This is a genomic window from Pseudomonas sp. X10, from assembly GCF_054889225.1.
This window is the reverse complement of record NZ_CM142677.1, coordinates 1018690-1035783: the sequence shown is the minus strand read 5'-3', so window position 1 is coordinate 1035783 and position 17094 is coordinate 1018690. Positions and strand designations below refer to the sequence as shown.

Below are 17094 nucleotides of genomic sequence, written 5' to 3'. Positions count from 1 at the left end.
CTTGCATCGAAACGTGAAACCCAGTGTCTGCCCGCAGTCCGTCACCGCGCTTGCACAAACTTGCGCTTTTGCGCCCTGCCCTGCTGCCACGGCCAGATCGGCAGAGTACGATGGCGGCAGAGGTAGACACGATGACGCCACTGACCCAGCTGCAAGTCTTCAACGCCATGCACTCATCCCCCCATGCCCGTCTGGAACACAGCGCGCATCTGGGCGATGGCTTGGCCGCAGCCCTGTGGCGCAACCGCGACGACGCCCGCGACTACCTGGCGCCAAGTCACCACACCCTGTCCTGCTACATCGCCGACGGCACCGGCACCTTCCGCCGCCAGCGCCCCGCCGACAAGGGCGCGCCGGACAAGCTGTGCATCATGCCCGCCGGCCACGAATCGAACTGGGTGGTCAACGGCCCGATCCGCCTGGCGCACCTGTACATCAGCGAGGAACAGTTCGCCCTTGGCTGCATCCGCCTGCTCGACCGCGAGCCCCGGGAGGTGCAATTGCAGGAAGCGACCTTCCTCGATGATCCGCAACAGGCCCGGCGCTTCCGCCAACTGATCAGCCAGGACTGGGATGAGCCGGCCGAGCGTTTGCTGGCCAGCAGCCTGGCCCATGACATCGTCGATCACGCGGTGCTCAGCCAGGCCGGGCTGCGCCAGGGTCTGCGCCTCAAGGGCGGGCTGGCACCGCACCAGCGCCGGCAGTTGGTCGACTACATCGAGGCGCACCTGGACCAGGCCATCACCCTGGGTGAGCTGGCGGTGCGCTGCAACCTCTCCGAGTACCACTTCGCCCGTATGTTCCGCACCAGCTTCGGCCTGCCGCCACACCAGTACTTGCTGGCCCGTCGCCTGCACCGGGCCTGCCAGTTGCTGCGCCTGGGTGAACTGCCGCTGGGCCAGGTCGCCTTGCTCTGCGGCTTCGCCAGCGCCAGCCATTTCAGCAACCGCTTCAGGCAGGCGCTGGGGGCGACGCCCGGAGACTACCGGGCCGCCTTTGCAGGCTAGCCACTAGAACTCCAGGGTGCTGGACAAGCTGACCTGGCGCGCATCGCCGATCGCGACGAAATAGCGGTTCACCGCCGAGCTGTAGTAGGTCTTGTCGAACAGGTTCTTCACGTTCAGTTGCAAGCGCACCTTGTGCTCGTCCAACTGGGTCTCGTAGCTGGCGAAGACATCGGCCACAGTGTAGGCCGGCAGATCGAAATCGTTGGTCGGGTTGCCAGCGCGCTCGCCGACATAACGCGCACCGGCGCCCAGGCGCAAGCGGTCAGCACCGAACAACGTGCCCATGTCATACACCGCCGACAGCGAGCCGGTGTGCCGCGCCACGTTCTGCAGGCGGTTGCCCTTGAGGTCCGGATCCTTGGTGACTTCGGCATCGGTGAAGGCATAGCTGCCGATCACGCTCCAACGCTCGCTGAGCTGGCCGGCCAGGTCCAGCTCGACGCCACGCGAACGCACTTCGCCGGCATTGCTGTAGAGCGTGTCGCCGGTAGTAGTGTCGAAGTTGGCCACCAGCACGTTGCGTTTGGTGATGTCGAACAACGCCAGGGTGCCGGTCAAGGCGCCCGGCATGTCCAGCTTGGCGCCCAGCTCCCAGGATTTGGCCTCCTCCGGAGCGATCGCCGAGTCCAGCACCAGGCCACCGGTCAGCGGCGCGATACTGGAGTTGGGCTTGAACGACTCGGTGTAGCTGCCATAGAAGGACAACTGCTCATCGACCTTGTACACCAGGCCCGCATGCGGCACCCAGGCCTGGTCATTGTTGTTGGTGTTGGCCTGAAAGGGCCGGCCACGTCCAGCGATCTGGTCGTACTTCTGGAAGCGCGCGCCCGCCACCAGGATCCAGTGATCGTCCAAATGCACCGCATCCTGGAAGAACAACGAGTCGCTGCGCAGTTTATCGGTCTGGTCGCTGTCACTGGGGCGCACGGTACTGCCTTCCACTTCCAGGCCATACACCGGGTCGACGTAGCTGAAGGTCGAGCGGCTGGCCTGGCGAATCAGGTCGGCGCGATAGATCTTGCGGCGCTCATTGTCGTAGCCCAGCAGCAGGTCGTGTTGCATGCCGGCCACTTGCAGGCTGCCATCGAGGCTGAGGGTCGCGAACTGATCCCGGCTCATCGAGCCATGGGTGCCGTCGATGCTGCGTGAAAGGGTGCCGTTCTCGTCGTCGACGCCGGTAACGCGGACCTGGCTGGCGTCATAGGTCTCACGGTTGAAGCTGTAGCCGAAGTGCAGCTTCCAGTCATTGGCCATCTGGTGGTCGACCTCCAACCGATAAAGATCGGAGCGGCCCTCCATGTCGTTGAACGGCTCGTCCAGCCGGCGAGTGGCCGGAATATCCAGCGGATGATTGGTGCGTCCACTGATAGCCGTGCCACGGTCGAAGGGATAGAGGAACTCACGGTGCTCATAGGCCAGCAGCACCTGGGTGTCCTCGCCGAACCAAGCCAGGGAGGGCGCCACCAGGGACTCCCGGTGGACACCGTAGTTGCGCCAGTAATCCTCGTCTTCATGATCGACGATCAAGCGGTAGGCCAGGTTGCTGTCGCCCAGCGCGCCGGTGCTGTCGAAACCGCCGCCGCTGCCGTTCTTGCCGCTGCCGTAGGTCGAGCCGCGCAGGGTCAGAGCGTTGTACTGCTGCAACTGGGGACGCTTGCTGACCACATTGATCACCCCGCCAGGGTCCTGGATGCCATACAGCAGCGAGGCCGGCCCCTTGAGCACCTCGACCCGCTCGGTGCTGGCATTGAGGGCGCGACCCTGCACGATAGGCATGCCGTCGCGCATGATCGAACCATCGCGGTTATCGCCGAAACCGCGCTTCATCACGGTGTCGGCAGTACCGCCGAAGTTGTTGCCCTGGGTGATGCCGCTGACATTGGCCAGGGCATCGTCGAGGTTGCGCGGAGCCTGGTCGCGGATGACCTGGGCTGGTACCACGTTGATCGCCTGGGGGATGTCCTGGATCGCACCCTGCCCGCGCATGATCGAGGCGCTCGGCGGCGACTGGTAGCTGGCATCCTGCTGGGAGGTGATGGTGGTGGCCTGCAGGTTCAGAGCGCCCGACTCATCGAGCGGCTCCAGGGTCAGGGTCCGCCCATCGATGCGCCGCCAGGTAAGGCCACTGCTGCCCAACAGCTGTTGCAGGGCCTGTTCCACGCTCAGGTTGCCGTTCAGGGCTGGTGCTTGCAGGGCCGGCAGTTCGAGGGTGTACACCACGCTCTGGCCAGTGGTACGGCTGAAGGCATTGAGCGCCTGGGCCAACGGCTGGCTCGGCTGGGCAAAGCTGAAAACCTGGGCCTGGGCCGTAGCGGCATGGGCCAGGGGCGCCACGACCACAACCGCCGAAAGACCGAGCCAGAGAGAGACGCAACGCGGAGCCGAGAGGGGGAACTTCATGGACGCTGGACCTGTGAGAGGGTAATTATCTGCGAATGAATCGCACTTCCACTCACTACACGGATGCCGCGTTCCTTTACCTCACCCGTTTCGTGAAAATTTTTGAAAACAGCAGGTGCCTGCAGACCTCGCCCCGTGAGCTCGGTGCAGGATTCAGCGCAGCACCGTCACCCGACCAAGCAGCGTATGCCGTGAAAACCCAAGCACTGCGCCAAGCGAATCCAGTGCCGCCAGCGGCTCGCCAGCCGGGAAGCTGCCACTGACCTTGCGCTGCCCCAAATCGCCATCGAGCAGCAGGATCCGCCCGGGGTAGTAACGGCCCAGGTCCTCGAGCACGGTGCTCAACGGGACCTGGTAGTAGTTCAGCCAGCCTTGGCGCCAGGCCAAGCGATTGTCGCTGTCGACCGTAACGACGGCGCTGGCCTCTCCGTCGGCATAGGCGAGTTGCTGGTTGGCGGTCAACGGCCGAGGATTTTGTCCGCCGCCGGGGCTGACCGCCACGCGGCCACTGCGCACCGTGACCTGGGCGCCTCCTCCCTGCTCACGGACTTCGAACTCGGTGCCGACGACCCGCACTTCCCCCCCGGCCGCTTCGACCAGGAAAGGTTCGCCGGTGTGGGTCACCTGGAAGTAGGCCGCGCCACGCAGCAGCCGCACACGGCGCTCGCCATGGTCGAAATCGACGCTCAGCGCGCTGCCGGCATCCAGGGTCAACCGGGACTGGTCGGCCAGGGTCACTTGCCTGATCTGCTCGCTACTGACGTAGTCGGCCTGCGCGTCCTGCAACCAATGGCCGGGGTGCCAGCCAGCCGCAGTACCCAGCGCCAGGACCAGGCAGGCAGCCGCTGCCAGAGCCCCGCCACGGCGCAGCCAACGGCCCTTGGCTGGCTTGGCCTGCATGGCGTGCAGATAGGTCTGCAGGCTTTCGTGTTGCTCTTCGGCCAGGCGCGCCGCCGGCGCCTCGCTCAGGCGCCAGAGCGCCTGGGCTTCGGCATAAGCCTGGCGGTGCGCCGGGTCGGCCAGCAGCCAGCGCTTGAACGCCGCGCTCTCGCTTTCAGCCGGCTGCTCGTTGATCCGGCTCAGCCACTGCAGGGCCGCTTGCGTCTGTTCGGCGGTGATCTGTGTCGGACGGTTCATCGGGGCGCGCTCCCTGGCCTGGGCAACGTGGAAGCAGGCTCGGCGACACTCGCCTTGCACGCTTCGAGGGCGCGCATCATATGCTTTTCCACCGCGCTCTGGGACAACTGCATGACCTTGGCGATCTCGCCGTACTTGCAGCCATGGATGCGGTTGAGCAGGAAGATCTGCCGGGTTCGCTCCGGCAGTTCACGCAGGGCGGCTTCGATGCGCCGCAGGTCATGGTCGACCTCCAGCGCCTGCTCAGGCGCCTGGCCGGGCGACGCCTGCTCATCCAGCGGTTGTAGGCCTTCGGTTGCACGCCCGCGGCTACCCTCGCTGCGCAGGTGGTCGATGGCCAGGTTGCCCGCGCACCGCAACAGGTAGGTGTCCAGGGACTCGACCTTGACCTGCGGACGTCGCCAGAAACGCAGAAACAGCTCCTGGACCAGGTCCGAGGCGGTAGCGCGACAACCGACCCGGCGGCTGACCAGTGCTTCCATCCGCGCACGCTGGGCCAGGAATACCTGAAGAAAACGCGCCCGGCCGCCCGCCACCTCGGCGTCATTGCCTGGCTCGCGCACGTCCAGTGGGTCGCTCAACGACTCACCCTGGCAGCAAGGCCAGCAGCGGGCCGAGCAGCAGGCTGGCAGCGGCCAGGCCCAGCAACAGGCGCGGCTGGTACGGCAACAGGAACACCCACAGGGTCACCCCGGCCATCAGCACAGCGATCCACTCCACCAGCCCCAGGCCCCAGCCACTCTTGTGGACGGCCAGCACCATCGCCAGCAGCAACAACGCCCATCCGGCGACCCGCAGGACACGGAGCTGCAGCGCCGTTGGCTTGCGCTTGAGCAGTTCACTGAAGTGTTTTTCCATGGCCAGGCACAGGGCGGCGAAGCCGGAAAACCCGAACAGGGCAACGCTCAACATCAATTCACCTCGGGTTCGGCCAGGGGTTTACGGGGCGCCTTCGCGGCACGCGGCGCGCGTTTGGCAGCAGGCTTGGGGTCGCGCAGCATCTTGCCCGCAGCCCAGGCGAGGAACAGGCCAACCGCCAGGGCCGTCAGGTCGAAACCAGCCATGGCCCAGTCGCCGATGGCAATGGAATGGTTCAGGCCCTGGCCAGTGGTCACGGCGTTGAGCAGCGGCAACAGGGCGAATGCCAGCGCGCCCAGCGCCAACTGCTCGCCCCAGGCCCGGCGGCCGGGCCGCAACATGGCATGCAGCAGCGACAGCGCCCAAAGCAGGAAGAAGCTATTCACCTCCCAATCGGCGCGCCCCTCCAACGCCACCGGCAGCAGGCGGTTGGCCCAGAAGAAGGCCGCCACGCCGAGCAGCAAGCCGCTCATGCTGGCGATGTTGAGCACCTCGACCAGGCGCAGTTCGGTGGGCATTCTCTCGCTCTTGGCATGCTTGAGCTGACGCTTGCCCAGCCACATCACCAGACCGGTACCGATCACCGCCGTGCCGGCCACCCCGAACACGAAGTACAGCCAACGCAGCCAGGGGCCGGCGAAGTTGCCCATGTGCAAACCGACGAAGGTGCCGGCCACCAGCACCGGTGCGCTTTCCGCCTGGCCGCTTCGCAGCAGCTCGCCGCTGACACCATCGAAACTCCAGTTGCCACTGCGCCGGTAGGCCACGCTATCGGCCGCGGCGCGGGTGAAGTTCACCCGTGCGTTCTGATCGCCAGGGTTCTGCACCTCGATCCAGCCCAGCCGGGCGCCGGGTACCTGCTCCTGGACCTTGGCATAGAGCGTCGGCAGAGACGTCAGGGGCGCTACCACGCCAGCCGACTTGGGCGCTTCGGACTGGCCGAACAGCTCATTGAAGTAACTACGGGGGTTGTCATAACTGGCCATGATGCTGGCCGGCATGACCATGTACATGAAGATCACCAGGCTGCTGTAGCTGATCATCAGGTGGAACGGCAGCACCAGCACGCCAATGGCATTGTGGCCGTCGAGCCAGGAGCGCTGGCCCTTGCCGGGACGAAAGGTGAAGAACTCCTTGAAGATCTTCTTGTGGGTGATGATCCCGGTAACCAGGCCCAACAGCATGATGAAGGCGCAGAACGTGGACAGCCAGCGGCCCCACGGGTGCGGCATCTCTAACTGGAAATGGAAGCGGTAGAAGAACTCGCCACCCCGGCTTTCGCGGGCCTCGACCACTTCGCCGCTGCGGGCATCCAACTCCTTGTTGGTGAAGCCGCGACGGCCGCTGGCGCCGTCTTCCCGCCAGCCGACCTTCAGGGCCGGCTCGCGCTCGCTGGGCAGGCGGATGAACCAGCTGCTGGCGTTGTTGGCGTGACTTTGCAGGTACTGCTGCGCCAGCCCCAGGCTGGCAGTCGGGTCGGGTGCGTAACTGCGTACCTCCGGCCGGCTCCAGTGATTGATCTCTTCCTTGAAGTAGGCCAGGGTCCCGGTCAGGAAGATGGCGAACAGCAGCCAGCCGAAGATCAGGCCGGTCCAGGTGTGCAGCCAGGCCATGGCCTGACGGAAGCCCTCTTTCATGGGTTTTTCATCCAGTAGGCCAGGCCGTTGATCATCCCCAGCACCAGGCTCGGCAGCAGCACGCCGAACCAGGCGCGCCAAGCGCTACGGCAAGCGAAGCACCAGATGAACGCCAGCACGTAGAACACGAACGACAACATCATGCCGCTGAGCACGGCATCGACCTTGGGCAACGGCGCCAGCAGGGTGATGCAGATGCTGGCCATGGACGCCAGCAGATAACCGCCCAGCAACGCAGCCAGGCTGCGTGAAGTCACGGCCAGACGGTAGCTGATGGGCAGCCCGGCAGTTTTGCTTTTCATGGCAGCGGTCCAAAAAACGAGGATGCAATAGTAATGATTTCAATTCTCATAAGCAAAGCAGCCTGACGTATCACCTAACAGCCGGTTAAAGCACGAGGCTGCGGCTCCTCCCATTAGGGCCTAGCACGCCTCAACTTCCGCGACCGACGCAGGACCTGAGCAGCGGTTCGGCTGCCCCGACTTTCCCGCGTTCGAGGGCAAAGTTCTCGCCTTGCTGATTTGCTTCCTGCACCGGCCCATCGCGGGCAAGCCCGCTCCTACAGGTTGCAATCATTGAGGGATATCCGCACCGAAGCCTGCCGTCAGTCCGCGAGGATTGCCGACGATGAGGGTTAGCCCATACAATGCGAACAATTCTTACTTACAGTTGCGCCTCCAAGCGCCGGAGTGTTCACGGTGCCCAGTGCCCTCTCTTCCTCGGTCGAAGGCCTCTATCACGCTCATCACAACTGGCTGACCGGCTGGTTGCGCCGCCGCTTGGGCTGCCCGCACAGCGCGGCGGACCTGGCCCAGGACACATTCGTACGCTTGCTCCAGGCCCGGGAGACCCCGCAGTTGGTCGAGCCCCGAGCCTTCCTCACTACCGTCGCCAAGCGCGTGCTGTGCAATCACTACCGCCGCCAGGAACTGGAGCACGCTTACCTGCAAGCGCTGGCTCAGGTCCCTGAGGAACTGGCGCCCTCAGAAGAACACCGGGCGATCATCTTCGAGACCCTGCTGGAACTCGACCGCCTGCTCGATGGCTTGCCTGCCGTGGTCAAGCGCGCCTTCCTGCTGGCCCAGGTCGATGGCCTGGGTTATGCCGAGATCGGCAGTCAGTTGGGCATCTCCCTGGCCACGGTCAAGCGCTACCTGAACAAGGCAGCCATGCGCTGTTATTTCGCCCAGTGAATGGAATGAATAGCGCCTTCTCCCCACAGGTGGCCGAACAGGCCGTGCACTGGTTGATCGAGTCCCAGGACGAGGGTTTCGGCCTGTCCGGGCAACAAGCCCTGGAGCGCTGGCTGCAGGCCGACAGTGAACACCAGCGGGCCTGGGCGCACATCCAGCAGGTCAACCAGCGCCTGCGTGGCGTGGCCTCGCCGCTGGTGCACGCGACCCTGCAGGCTCCGCCGTCGCCAGCCCGCCGCCGCGCCCTCAAGGCCCTGCTGTTGTTCGGCGTGGCCAGCGCTGCCGGCCTGGGGCTGCAACAGCACAACCCGTTGCCTGGCCTGATGGCCGATTACCGCAGCCCAGTCGGCCAGCGTCGCCGCATGACGCTGGAAGATGGCAGCGAACTGCACCTGAACACCCGCAGCGCCGCCGACGTGCGCCTCGATGGCCAGCAGCGCCGGGTGCACCTGCTCGAAGGCGAATTGCTGCTGGAGGTGGTCAGCGATCCACGCCCCCTGGTGCTGCGGACGGCCAACGGCGTGCTGCAACTGGGCCAGGGCCGCTTCAACGTGCGGCAGTTCGATAGGTTCAGCCAGGTCTCGGTGTTCGCCGGTACGGCCAGCCTGGCCGGGCAGGTGCTGCCGGCCGGCCAGCAAGCACGCCTGGGCAATGCCGGTTGGCAGGACATCGCGCCCCTGGACCGCAACAGCGGCGCTTGGGTCGACGGCATGCTGGTGGTCTCGCAAATGCGCCTGGCGGATTTTCTTGCCGAACTGTCACGCTACCGCAGCGGCCAGCTCGGCTGCAGCGACCAGATCGCCGACCTGCGCATTTCCGGTACATATCCACTGGCCGACAGCGAGCGCATCCTCGAGCTACTGGAGGTGGCGCTGCCGGTCCGCGTCCGGCGCTTCACCCGCTACTGGGTGACGGTCGAAGCCCGCGCCTGATTTTTTTTCGTTCCACCTGAGCCGATTTTTCATCTCGCGTGACAGAGGAGGTAGAACCCCTTCTTCTCAAGGATCCCGTGCATGCTTTTCCGCCCCAGCCCCCTCGTCCACGCCCTGCTGCTCGCCACCAGCCTGAGTGCCGCCTACCTGCCCGCCGCCTACGCCGACGAAGCCAGCGTGCGCACCTACCACATCGCAGCCGGTTCGCTGGAGGACGCCCTGAACCAGTTCGGTCGGGAAAGCGGTGTACTGATTTCCTTCGGCTCGCAACTCACCCAAGGCCTGCAAAGCCCCGGCCTGGACGGCCAATACAGCGCCAGGGAAGGACTGGACAGGCTGCTGCAGGGCAGTGGCCTGCAAGCCCGTGCCGAAGCTGACAACGCGTTCAGCCTGCAACCGCTCGGCAGCGTCGGCGCCCCGGTCGAACTGGGCGCCTCGACGGTAGTGGGTGACTGGCTGGCCGAAGCGCGCCAGGACGATGTCTTCGAACACCCCGGCGCACGCGACGTGATCCGCCGCGAAGAATTCGAACGCAGCGGCGCCAGCAGCGCCCGCGAAGTGCTCAACCGCATCCCCGGCGTCAACGCCCCGGAAAACAACGGCACCGGCAGCCACGACCTGGCCCTGAACTTCGGTATTCGCGGCCTCAACCCGCGCCTGGCCTCGCGCTCGACCGTGCTGATGGACGGCATCCCGGTACCCTTTGCGCCTTACGGCCAGCCACAGCTGTCCTTCGCCCCGGTGAGCCTGGGCAACATGGATGCGGTGGATGTGGTGCGCGGTGGCGGCGCGGTGCGCTACGGCCCGCAGAACGTCGGTGGCATCGTCAACTTCGTGACCCGGGCGATCCCCCAGGATGCGACTTTCAAGGCCGGCCTGCAGAGCCAGATCAGCCCCTCGTCCAGCCATGACGGTTTCAAGAACAGCGCCAACCTGATGGTCGGCGGCACCAACGCCAACGGCCTGGGCGGCGCCCTGCTCTACTCCGGCACCCGTGGTGGCGACTGGCGCGAGCACAGCGACACAGAGATCGACGACCTGATCCTCAAGGGCAAGCTGCAACTCGACGAGGCCAACAGCCTGCACGCCATGGCCCAGTACTACGAAGGCGAAGCGCAAATGCCGGGGGGCCTGAGCGTGGCCGACTACGCCGCCGACCCGTACCAGTCGACGCGCCTGGACGACAAGTTCTGGGGCCGCCGGACGCTGTTCAATTTCGGCTACGACTACAAGGAAGACGCCCGCCAGTTCAGCGTCAACAGCTTCTTCACCAAGACCCTGCGCAGCGGCTACCTGGACCAGGGCAGCTTCCTCTCCCTGTCGCCACGCGAATACTGGGTACGCGGCATCGAGACCCGATTCTCCCAAGGCCTGGCCCTGGGGGACAGCTGGCACGAGCTGGGCATCGGCTACCGCTACGTCAACGAAGCCGGCCACGAGCTGCGCTTCCGCGAGCCGATCGGCGCCGACCGCCTGCCGACCACCGCCAGCAGCAATGACCGCGACACCCGTGGCAGCACCGAAGCCCACGCGATCTTCCTCGACGACCGCATCGATATCGGCCGTTGGACCATCACCCCGGGCATTCGCTACGAGATGATCGACTCCGAGCAAAGCAACAAGCTCAGCGGCGAGCGTTACCAGGGCGACTACAACACTGCCCTGCCAGCGCTGAACGTGATGTACCACCTGACCGACAACTGGAACCTCTATGCCAACACCGAAGGCTCCTTCGGTAGCGTGCAGTACAGCCAAATGCCCAACCGCGTCAGCAGCGGCGAAGTGAAACCGGAGAAGGCCCGTACCTGGGAAGTCGGTACCCGCTACGACAATGGCGACCTGCAGGCCGAGATCGGCGCGTTCCTGATCAACTTCGACAATCAGTATGAAAGCAACCAGACCAACGATTCGGTGATCGCCCGTGGCGAGACTCGCCACCAAGGCGTCGAGACCAGCGTCAAGTACGCCCTCGACGGCCTCAGCCCAGCACTCACCGGCTTCGACGTCTACGCCACCTATGCCTTCGTCGACGCCACCATCCGTGAAGACGGCCCGAACAAGGGCAACCGCGTGCCCTTCTCGTCCCGCCACAAGGGCAGCCTGGGCATCGGTTACACTGACGGCCCCTGGCAGTTGAACCTGGACAGCAGCTTCCAGAGCAGCCAATTCGCCGACAACGCCAACACCCGCAGCGAGAGCGCCGACGGCAGCAACGGCCGCATCCCCGGCTACATGCTGGTCAGCAGCCGCGCGGCCTACGACTTCGGCCCGCAGCTGTCCAACCTCAAGGTGGCGGTGGGGGTGAAGAACTTGTTCAACCGCGAGTACTACACCCGCTCCTTCGATGACAACAACAAAGGCAAATACGTGGGCGAACCCCGCACCCTGTACCTACAGACCTCCGTCGAGTTCTGATTCAGAGCCCGGCGGATGGCTCAATGCTGGTCACCCAACGGCGGTAGGAGCCAGCGCCAGCTGGCGCTGGCTCCTACCGGTCCCGTGTTGACCTTGGGCAACGAAGCATGCGGAGAGCGCCGGGCTTTTTGATACAAGAAATTTATCTTCGCGGGGGGCTTGAAATCGGCGATCAATTGCCTGACCTTAGAGTCAAGAGGCGAACATTTTCCACAGGCTGCAACGGCCTTGGCGCGCCTCTTGCGAGCTAGCTGAATAAGGATTGAATCATGCAAATCCAGGTCAACAGCGACAACCATATCCAAGGTAACATCCGGCTGAGCGAGTGGGTTCGCAGCACGGTGGAAAGCACGCTCGAACGATTTGAAGAGGACCTGACCCGCATCGAAGTTCACCTGCGCGACGAGAACGGCGCCAAGCCCGGTCCGCATGACAAACGCTGCCAGATGGAGGCACGCCCAAAAGGCCATCAACCGATTTCCGTGACCCACACCGCCACCTCGCTGGAACAGGCGGTCGAGGGTGCCGCCAGCAAGCTGAACAATGCGCTGGATCACTTCTACGGCAAGTTACGCAGCAAACGCAGCGTGCTGCAGCAGAGCGAAAGCGATATTGAAGCCTGATCGAGGCGGGTAACGAAAATGCCCGGTGCAGCGCACCGGGCATTTTCGTTCATGACAGAGAAATCATCGCCCCCCCTGAACCAACCGCCCCTCCCCCGGTCAATCCCTGCAACCCCATCCACAGACTCAGCATCATGACCAACCCATTCGACCTGATCAGTGACGCCTTCGCCCCGGAATACCGTGTCAACCTCAGCATCGAACGGCTCGATGGCAGCATCATGCTGACCTTGTCCAAAGACAACGCCGTGGTGGCCAAACGCTTGATTACCGAAGCCCACCGCAATAACCCGGAACGCCTGCGCCACCTGATCGACAGCATCCGTTTCGGCCTGGCCATCGAACAAGGCCAGAGCGCCATGGCGCTCCTCACGGCGATGGTCGAAGACAACACACGGCGTCACGCGCCTGACGGCCAACGAAATGCCGACAACGCCTAACGGCATCCGTGGCCACTAGCGCCAGGGCGCCATCAGGTCCAACGCCCGATCCTCGTCGACGAAGGCAACGTTGCGCCGAACCTCGTCATACGCCCGCTGCACTCCCTCTCCCAAACGAATCCCTCCGCGCAAGTCGACGGCCTGTGCGGCCGTGATCAGCTCGATGCGTGACAGCCACTCCAGGCGCTCGGTCAAGGCGCAGGTCTTGTCGATGACCGCCAGGGCCTGGCCGGCATAGTCCTCCACTCGGTCGGCCACGGGAATGCTGATGGCCGGGATAGGGTTGGCCAAGTGAGTGATCTGCGCCACCAACGCCGCGGCCGTGCGATGCAAGGCGGCAAGGCCAACCCGGCCAGGGCGTGGCGCCAGCGAGCGCGGCAGCTCGCTGGCACCGGGAGACAACAGCTTGGCGATGCGCTCGGCACTGGCCACGGCCAGCCGGCTGAAGGCCAGGCCAAGCCCTTCGAACGCCAGCGCCAAGTGAGTACTGTCGAAATTGGCGGTGACCAGCACCTGCCCTTCTTCTTCGATCAGCGCCGGGTTGTCGGCGCCACTGGCCAGTTCCATCTGCACCACATCGCGTGCCTGGCCCCAGGCATGCTGGGCTGCGCCGAGGACGATGGCGGCACAACGAAAACTCAAAGGGTCCTGCAAGCGCCGTGCTTGCTTCGGGTCCTCCAGATCGCTCCCCTCCAGCAAGGCCAGCAATGCCGCCGACTGCTCCGCCTGCCCCGGCGCCGGACGCAGGCGCGCAGCCCAAGGCTGGAACGGGCTGAGGTTGGCGCGAAAGCCCTCGCATGACAACGCCAGAGCCGCCAGTTGCCGCTGTAGCACCCGCTGTGCATCAGCCACCAGCAATGTCCCCAGACCAATGCTCGCCGCGTTGACCGAAACCAGTGCAAGCCCGTCCTTACCCATCAGCCGCGCAGTGGGCAAGCCCGCGAGCGCCAAGGCCTGGGCCGCGCTCATCGTCTCGCCGCGATACTCGACCATCCCCTGGCCCAGCAAGGCCAGGCTCAGGTGCGCCAGCGGCGCCAGGTCGCTTTCACCCAGCGAACCGAGCAACGGCACCTGTGGATGAATCCCGTGTTCGAGCAAGGCCAGCAACTGTTCGGCTGTCGCCAGGGAGATGCCCGAACGCCCTTGCGCCAGCCCTGCCAGGCGGGCACAGAGGATGGCGCGCACTTCCCGACGCTGGGCCAGGCGCCCGACACCCACCGCCCGGCCCGGCGCAATGCGCTGCTGGAACAACCGGTCATCGGCAGCCTGCGCCTGGTCGACCGCCGCACCCAATCCAGTGGTGACGCCGTAGACCGGTTGCCCCGCATCAATCCGCTCGAGCAGCAGAGCATGCCCGGCACTGATGCGCTCCCGAGCACAGGCATCAAACGCCAGAGTGGCGCTGCCATCGACCACCGCCAGCAACTGCTCCAGGCCCAGGCCGCCCGGGCCCAGCGGGATGCGGGTCATGAGAAACGCAAGCGCTGGCCGATCCCCAGGCGCTTGGCTTTTTGCAGCAACGCGTGCCCTAGGGCGATATCGCTCAGGCTCAAGCCTCGGTGCCAGAACAGGATGGTTTCCAGCGGGCTCTGCCGAGCGCTTTTCAACCCGGCAACGATCTGTCCGAGTTCGGCGTGCAGGGTCTGCTCGGTGAGTTTTCCGGCGTCGACATGGGCCCGCAACGCACCGAACTGGCCGCCCTTGCACTGCCCCCAGTCGTCGACCACCAGCTTGTCCATGATGTCGGTCAACGACAGTTCGACCGCGCTCATGGTGCCGTAGGGCACGACGAAGGCTCCGGGCTTGATCCACTCGGTGCGCAGGATGGGCTCGGGCCGTTCCAGGCGCGAGGCCTCGACCACGATGTCAGCCCCACGCACCGCGCTTTCCCAGTCCTCGGTGACGGTGACCGGCTTACCCAGGTCGCGGCGCAGGCGTTCGGCGAAGGCTTCGCGGCTCTCGTGCCGGCGCGAGTGCACGCGGATTTCCTCGAAGTCGAACAGGTGGTCGAGCAAGCGCACGTTCCAATAGGCCGTGCCCCGCGCGCCAATATGCGCCAACACCTTGCTCTGCGGATTGGCCAGGTACTTGGCGCCGAGCGCCGTCACCGCACCGGTGCGCATGTCGGTGATCACCGACGCATCGAGGATGGCCTTGGGCACGCCAGTGGCCGGGTCGAGCAGGTTGAGGATCGCCAACTCCGACGGCAATCCATGGCGGTAGTTGTCGACGAAGTCGCCCACCACCTTGACCCCGGCATACCCGATGTCGCCACCCAGCACACCGCGCAACACATTGAAGTGGCCCTTGACCTCGCCGCCGGGAATCAGGTGCGTGCGCGGCTCTATCACCGCCTCGCCACGGCCCTGGATGGTGAGGCTGGTTTCGATGGCTTCGAGGATTTCATCATTGCCCAGGTCCAGGGCGGCGATGTCCGGCCCGTTGAGGAAGTCGATGTAGAGGGGCTGCATGGTCAGGAAACCTTTGCCTGGAAGTGAATGGAGCCGGTCATGGCTGGAAGACGATGTCCTGCACCCGCACGGCCTTGGGAATCAGGCGGTTGGCAAGGAACAGGTCAGCGGTGCGTTGCTGGTTCTCGATGGTGGTCGGGTCCAGCGGGCGGATCGGGGCGCTGTAGCGATGGCTGAAATAACGCTCCACCACATTGCGTTGCAGCCCGAGCACATGAGTCATGCTGTCGATGCTGGCCTCGGGTTGCTCGACTGAGAGTTGCTGCGCCTGCCGGAACGCATCGAGCAGCGTGCCGATGACCTTGCCGTGCTGGTCGGTAAAGCGCCGGCTGGCGACATAGAAAGTGCCGCTGGGGTTCAGGCCCTGGCCATCGCTGAGCAGCCGGGCACTGCCATCGAGCAACGCGGCCGAGTAGTACGGGTCCCAGATGACCCAGGCGTCCAGCTTGCCTTGCTCGAACGCCGCACGGCCGTCGGCCGGCGACAGGTAGACGAGGTTGACATCCGTCAGTTGTATGCCCGCCTGCACCAGGCTCTTGAGGAACAGGTTGTGGGCGCTGGAGCCCTTGAGCAAAGCCACGCGCTTGCCCTTGAGATCCTCCAGGCGCTGCACCGGGCTGTTGCTGGGCACGATGATCGCCTCGGTGCGGCCATCGCTCGGCTCGACGCCGATGTAGCGCAGGTCGATACCGGCCACTTGGGCAAAGATCGGAGGAATGTCGCCGATGTTGCCAATGTCCAGGCTGCCGCCATTGAGTGCTTCGATCAGTTGCGGGCCACCGGGAAACTCGATCCATTGCACCCGGGTCTGCGGCAATGCCGCTTCGAGCAGCTTGTGCTCGCGGGCCAGGACCATGTTCACCGAGCTTTTCTGGTAGCCGATGCGCAATACCTGCGGATCGGCCGCCTGTGCCAACGAGGTCGACAGCGCCAGCACGAGGACTTGCAAAATGAACTTGAACATCTACAGGCTCCGGCTGACGTTGGCGGCGATATCGGCTGGCACCCAGGCGCTCCACACCTGGGGATGCTCGCGCAGGAACGACTGCGCCACAGAGCGCGGGTCCAGGCGCTTCTCACTCATGCGTCCGAGGGTCTGGTTCAACAGGTCGATGGGCAGGTCGACCTGGCTGAAGAACGCCACCAGTTCCGGGTAGCGGGCACGAAACGGCGCAGACACGCCGATCGCCAGGTGCGCCGGCAACGAACGCGAACCCTGGGGGTTGGGGTGGTTGGCGTCGGCCAGGGTCTTCCAGGCCTCGGCGTCGAACGGCGGCTCTTCCAGCTTCACCAGCTTGTAACGCCCCAGTAGTGGAGTGGGCGACCAGTAATAGAAGAGCACCGGCTTACCCCGGCGAATCGATGCGCTGACCTCGGCATCCAGCGCCGCGCCGGAGCCGGTGCGGAAGTTCACGTAGCTGTCGGTCAACCCATAGGCCTTGAGCTTCTGGCTGTTGACGATCTCCGAGGTCCAGCCGGTCGGGCTGTTGAGGAAGCGGCCCTGGCTCGGCGACTCGGGGTCCTTGAACACATCCTTGTAACGGGCCAGGTCAGCCACCGACTTCAGGTCGGGCGCCAACGGCTCGATGCCCCGCGCCGGGTCACCCTTGATCACGAACTCGGGCACCCACCAGCCTTCGGTCGCCCCCTTGACCGTATCGCCGAGGCCGAACACCTTGCCTTCGGCCTCGGCCTTGACCCAGAACGGGCTGCGGCCAACCCACTGCTCGCCGATCACCTGAATGTCGTCCTTGGCCAGCGCCGCTTCCAAGCTGACTGTGCTGCCCGGCAAGGTATCGGTGCGGTAGCCATAGCCCTTCTCGACGATGGTGCGCAGGATTTCCGTGATCAGGCTGCCGCTTTCCCAAGTGATGTCGCCAAAGTGGATCGGCTCCGCCTTCTCGGCTGCCAGGAGCGGTTGGCCGAGCAGGCCGATGGCCAACAGTGAATAGCTCAGCAGTTTCTTTATCGATGTCATGGT

At 64.9% G+C, this 17094-nt stretch carries 16 protein-coding genes; 6 read left to right on the top strand and 10 right to left on the bottom strand.

Features of this window, described 5'->3' with window-relative positions; all coding sequences use genetic code 11:
- Positions 1–131: 131 nt before the first annotated feature.
- A complete protein-coding gene (locus ACYU03_RS04835) occupies positions 132–1007 on the top strand; it encodes a helix-turn-helix domain-containing protein (protein WP_461888454.1) in 876 nt (291 codons plus the stop codon).
- Positions 1008–1010: 3 nt separating this feature from the next.
- Here the strand turns inward: ACYU03_RS04835 and ACYU03_RS04830 are convergent, their stop codons facing one another.
- The 6 genes from ACYU03_RS04830 to ACYU03_RS04805 all read right to left on the bottom strand — a co-directional run bounded on the left by ACYU03_RS04830 (position 1011) and on the right by ACYU03_RS04805 (position 7341).
- A complete protein-coding gene (locus ACYU03_RS04830) occupies positions 1011–3407 on the bottom strand; it encodes a TonB-dependent siderophore receptor (RefSeq protein ID WP_461888452.1) in 2397 nt (798 codons plus the stop codon).
- Between the two features lie 153 nt (positions 3408–3560).
- Complete coding sequence (locus ACYU03_RS04825) at positions 3561–4544, bottom strand: FecR family protein (protein ID WP_461888451.1); 984 nt, start codon at positions 4542–4544, stop codon at positions 3561–3563.
- The gene (locus ACYU03_RS04820; RefSeq protein ID WP_461888449.1) at positions 4541–5125 is read right to left on the bottom strand and encodes an RNA polymerase sigma factor; all 585 of its coding nucleotides are present in this window, start codon (positions 5123–5125) and stop codon (positions 4541–4543) included. The genes ACYU03_RS04825 and ACYU03_RS04820 overlap by 4 nt, the downstream gene beginning before the upstream one ends.
- A gap of 4 nt (positions 5126–5129) precedes the next feature.
- The gene (locus ACYU03_RS04815; protein ID WP_461888447.1) at positions 5130–5456 is read right to left on the bottom strand and encodes a DUF3325 domain-containing protein; all 327 of its coding nucleotides are present in this window, start codon (positions 5454–5456) and stop codon (positions 5130–5132) included.
- Positions 5456–7039 (bottom strand): PepSY-associated TM helix domain-containing protein, encoded by a 1584-nt coding sequence (locus ACYU03_RS04810; RefSeq protein WP_461888445.1) that lies wholly within the window; start codon positions 7037–7039, stop codon positions 5456–5458. Before ACYU03_RS04810 ends, ACYU03_RS04815 begins: the two co-directional genes overlap by 1 nt.
- Complete coding sequence (locus ACYU03_RS04805; RefSeq protein ID WP_461888443.1) at positions 7036–7341, bottom strand: DUF3649 domain-containing protein; 306 nt, start codon at positions 7339–7341, stop codon at positions 7036–7038. Before ACYU03_RS04805 ends, ACYU03_RS04810 begins: the two co-directional genes overlap by 4 nt.
- A 396-nt stretch (positions 7342–7737) precedes the next feature.
- Here ACYU03_RS04805 and ACYU03_RS04800 point away from each other — a divergent pair, with 396 nt between their 5' ends.
- The 5 genes from ACYU03_RS04800 to ACYU03_RS04780 all read left to right on the top strand — a co-directional run bounded on the left by ACYU03_RS04800 (position 7738) and on the right by ACYU03_RS04780 (position 12642).
- On the top strand, positions 7738–8232 hold the full coding sequence (locus ACYU03_RS04800) for a sigma-70 family RNA polymerase sigma factor (RefSeq protein ID WP_461888441.1): 495 nt from the start codon (positions 7738–7740) through the stop codon (positions 8230–8232).
- 5 nt (positions 8233–8237) lie between these two features.
- Positions 8238–9164 carry a FecR domain-containing protein gene (locus tag ACYU03_RS04795; RefSeq protein ID WP_461888439.1) on the top strand — a complete coding sequence of 309 codons (927 nt, stop codon included), beginning with the start codon at positions 8238–8240 and terminating at the stop codon, positions 9162–9164.
- 81 nt (positions 9165–9245) lie between these two features.
- Positions 9246–11579 (top strand): TonB-dependent Fe(3+) dicitrate receptor FecA, encoded by a 2334-nt coding sequence (gene fecA, locus ACYU03_RS04790; RefSeq protein ID WP_461888437.1) that lies wholly within the window; start codon positions 9246–9248, stop codon positions 11577–11579.
- Positions 11580–11848: 269 nt separating this feature from the next.
- Positions 11849–12202, top strand: a complete 354-nt coding sequence (locus ACYU03_RS04785) for an HPF/RaiA family ribosome-associated protein (RefSeq protein WP_461888436.1) — start codon at positions 11849–11851, stop codon at positions 12200–12202.
- A gap of 134 nt (positions 12203–12336) precedes the next feature.
- A complete protein-coding gene (locus tag ACYU03_RS04780) occupies positions 12337–12642 on the top strand; it encodes a DUF3509 domain-containing protein (protein WP_461888434.1) in 306 nt (101 codons plus the stop codon).
- 15 nt (positions 12643–12657) lie between these two features.
- Here ACYU03_RS04780 and ACYU03_RS04775 read toward each other — a convergent pair whose 3' ends face one another.
- Genes ACYU03_RS04775 through ACYU03_RS04760 form a run of 4 tightly spaced genes read right to left on the bottom strand, consistent with a single transcriptional unit; the run spans position 12658 to position 17091 of the window.
- The gene (locus ACYU03_RS04775) at positions 12658–14112 is read right to left on the bottom strand and encodes an HAL/PAL/TAL family ammonia-lyase (protein WP_461888432.1); all 1455 of its coding nucleotides are present in this window, start codon (positions 14110–14112) and stop codon (positions 12658–12660) included.
- Complete coding sequence (locus ACYU03_RS04770) at positions 14109–15113, bottom strand: ornithine cyclodeaminase family protein (protein WP_461888431.1); 1005 nt, start codon at positions 15111–15113, stop codon at positions 14109–14111. The genes ACYU03_RS04775 and ACYU03_RS04770 overlap by 4 nt, the downstream gene beginning before the upstream one ends.
- Positions 15114–15150: 37 nt before the next feature.
- Positions 15151–16077, bottom strand: a complete 927-nt coding sequence (locus ACYU03_RS04765) for an aliphatic sulfonate ABC transporter substrate-binding protein (protein WP_461888429.1) — start codon at positions 16075–16077, stop codon at positions 15151–15153.
- Entirely contained in the window at positions 16078–17091 is a 1014-nt protein-coding gene (locus ACYU03_RS04760) for an ABC transporter substrate-binding protein (RefSeq protein ID WP_461888427.1), read from the bottom strand.
- Positions 17092–17094 lie beyond the last annotated feature (3 nt).

Coding starts and splice junctions, on each gene's coding strand:
- ACYU03_RS04805 (WP_461888443.1), bottom strand. CDS start 7,341: ATGAAAAGCAAAACTGCCGGGCTGCCCATCAGCTACCGTCTGGCCGTG.
- ACYU03_RS04815 (WP_461888447.1), bottom strand. CDS start 5,456: ATGTTGAGCGTTGCCCTGTTCGGGTTTTCCGGCTTCGCCGCCCTGTGC.
- ACYU03_RS04810 (WP_461888445.1), bottom strand. CDS start 7,039: ATGAAAGAGGGCTTCCGTCAGGCCATGGCCTGGCTGCACACCTGGACC.
- ACYU03_RS04795 (WP_461888439.1), top strand. CDS start 8,238: ATGAATAGCGCCTTCTCCCCACAGGTGGCCGAACAGGCCGTGCACTGG.
- ACYU03_RS04780 (WP_461888434.1), top strand. CDS start 12,337: ATGACCAACCCATTCGACCTGATCAGTGACGCCTTCGCCCCGGAATAC.
- ACYU03_RS04775 (WP_461888432.1), bottom strand. CDS start 14,112: ATGACCCGCATCCCGCTGGGCCCGGGCGGCCTGGGCCTGGAGCAGTTG.
- ACYU03_RS04835 (WP_461888454.1), top strand. CDS start 132: ATGACGCCACTGACCCAGCTGCAAGTCTTCAACGCCATGCACTCATCC.
- ACYU03_RS04825 (WP_461888451.1), bottom strand. CDS start 4,544: ATGAACCGTCCGACACAGATCACCGCCGAACAGACGCAAGCGGCCCTG.
- ACYU03_RS04765 (WP_461888429.1), bottom strand. CDS start 16,077: ATGTTCAAGTTCATTTTGCAAGTCCTCGTGCTGGCGCTGTCGACCTCG.
- ACYU03_RS04785 (WP_461888436.1), top strand. CDS start 11,849: ATGCAAATCCAGGTCAACAGCGACAACCATATCCAAGGTAACATCCGG.
- ACYU03_RS04770 (WP_461888431.1), bottom strand. CDS start 15,113: ATGCAGCCCCTCTACATCGACTTCCTCAACGGGCCGGACATCGCCGCC.
- fecA (WP_461888437.1), top strand. CDS start 9,246: ATGCTTTTCCGCCCCAGCCCCCTCGTCCACGCCCTGCTGCTCGCCACC.
- ACYU03_RS04760 (WP_461888427.1), bottom strand. CDS start 17,091: ATGACATCGATAAAGAAACTGCTGAGCTATTCACTGTTGGCCATCGGC.
- ACYU03_RS04830 (WP_461888452.1), bottom strand. CDS start 3,407: ATGAAGTTCCCCCTCTCGGCTCCGCGTTGCGTCTCTCTCTGGCTCGGT.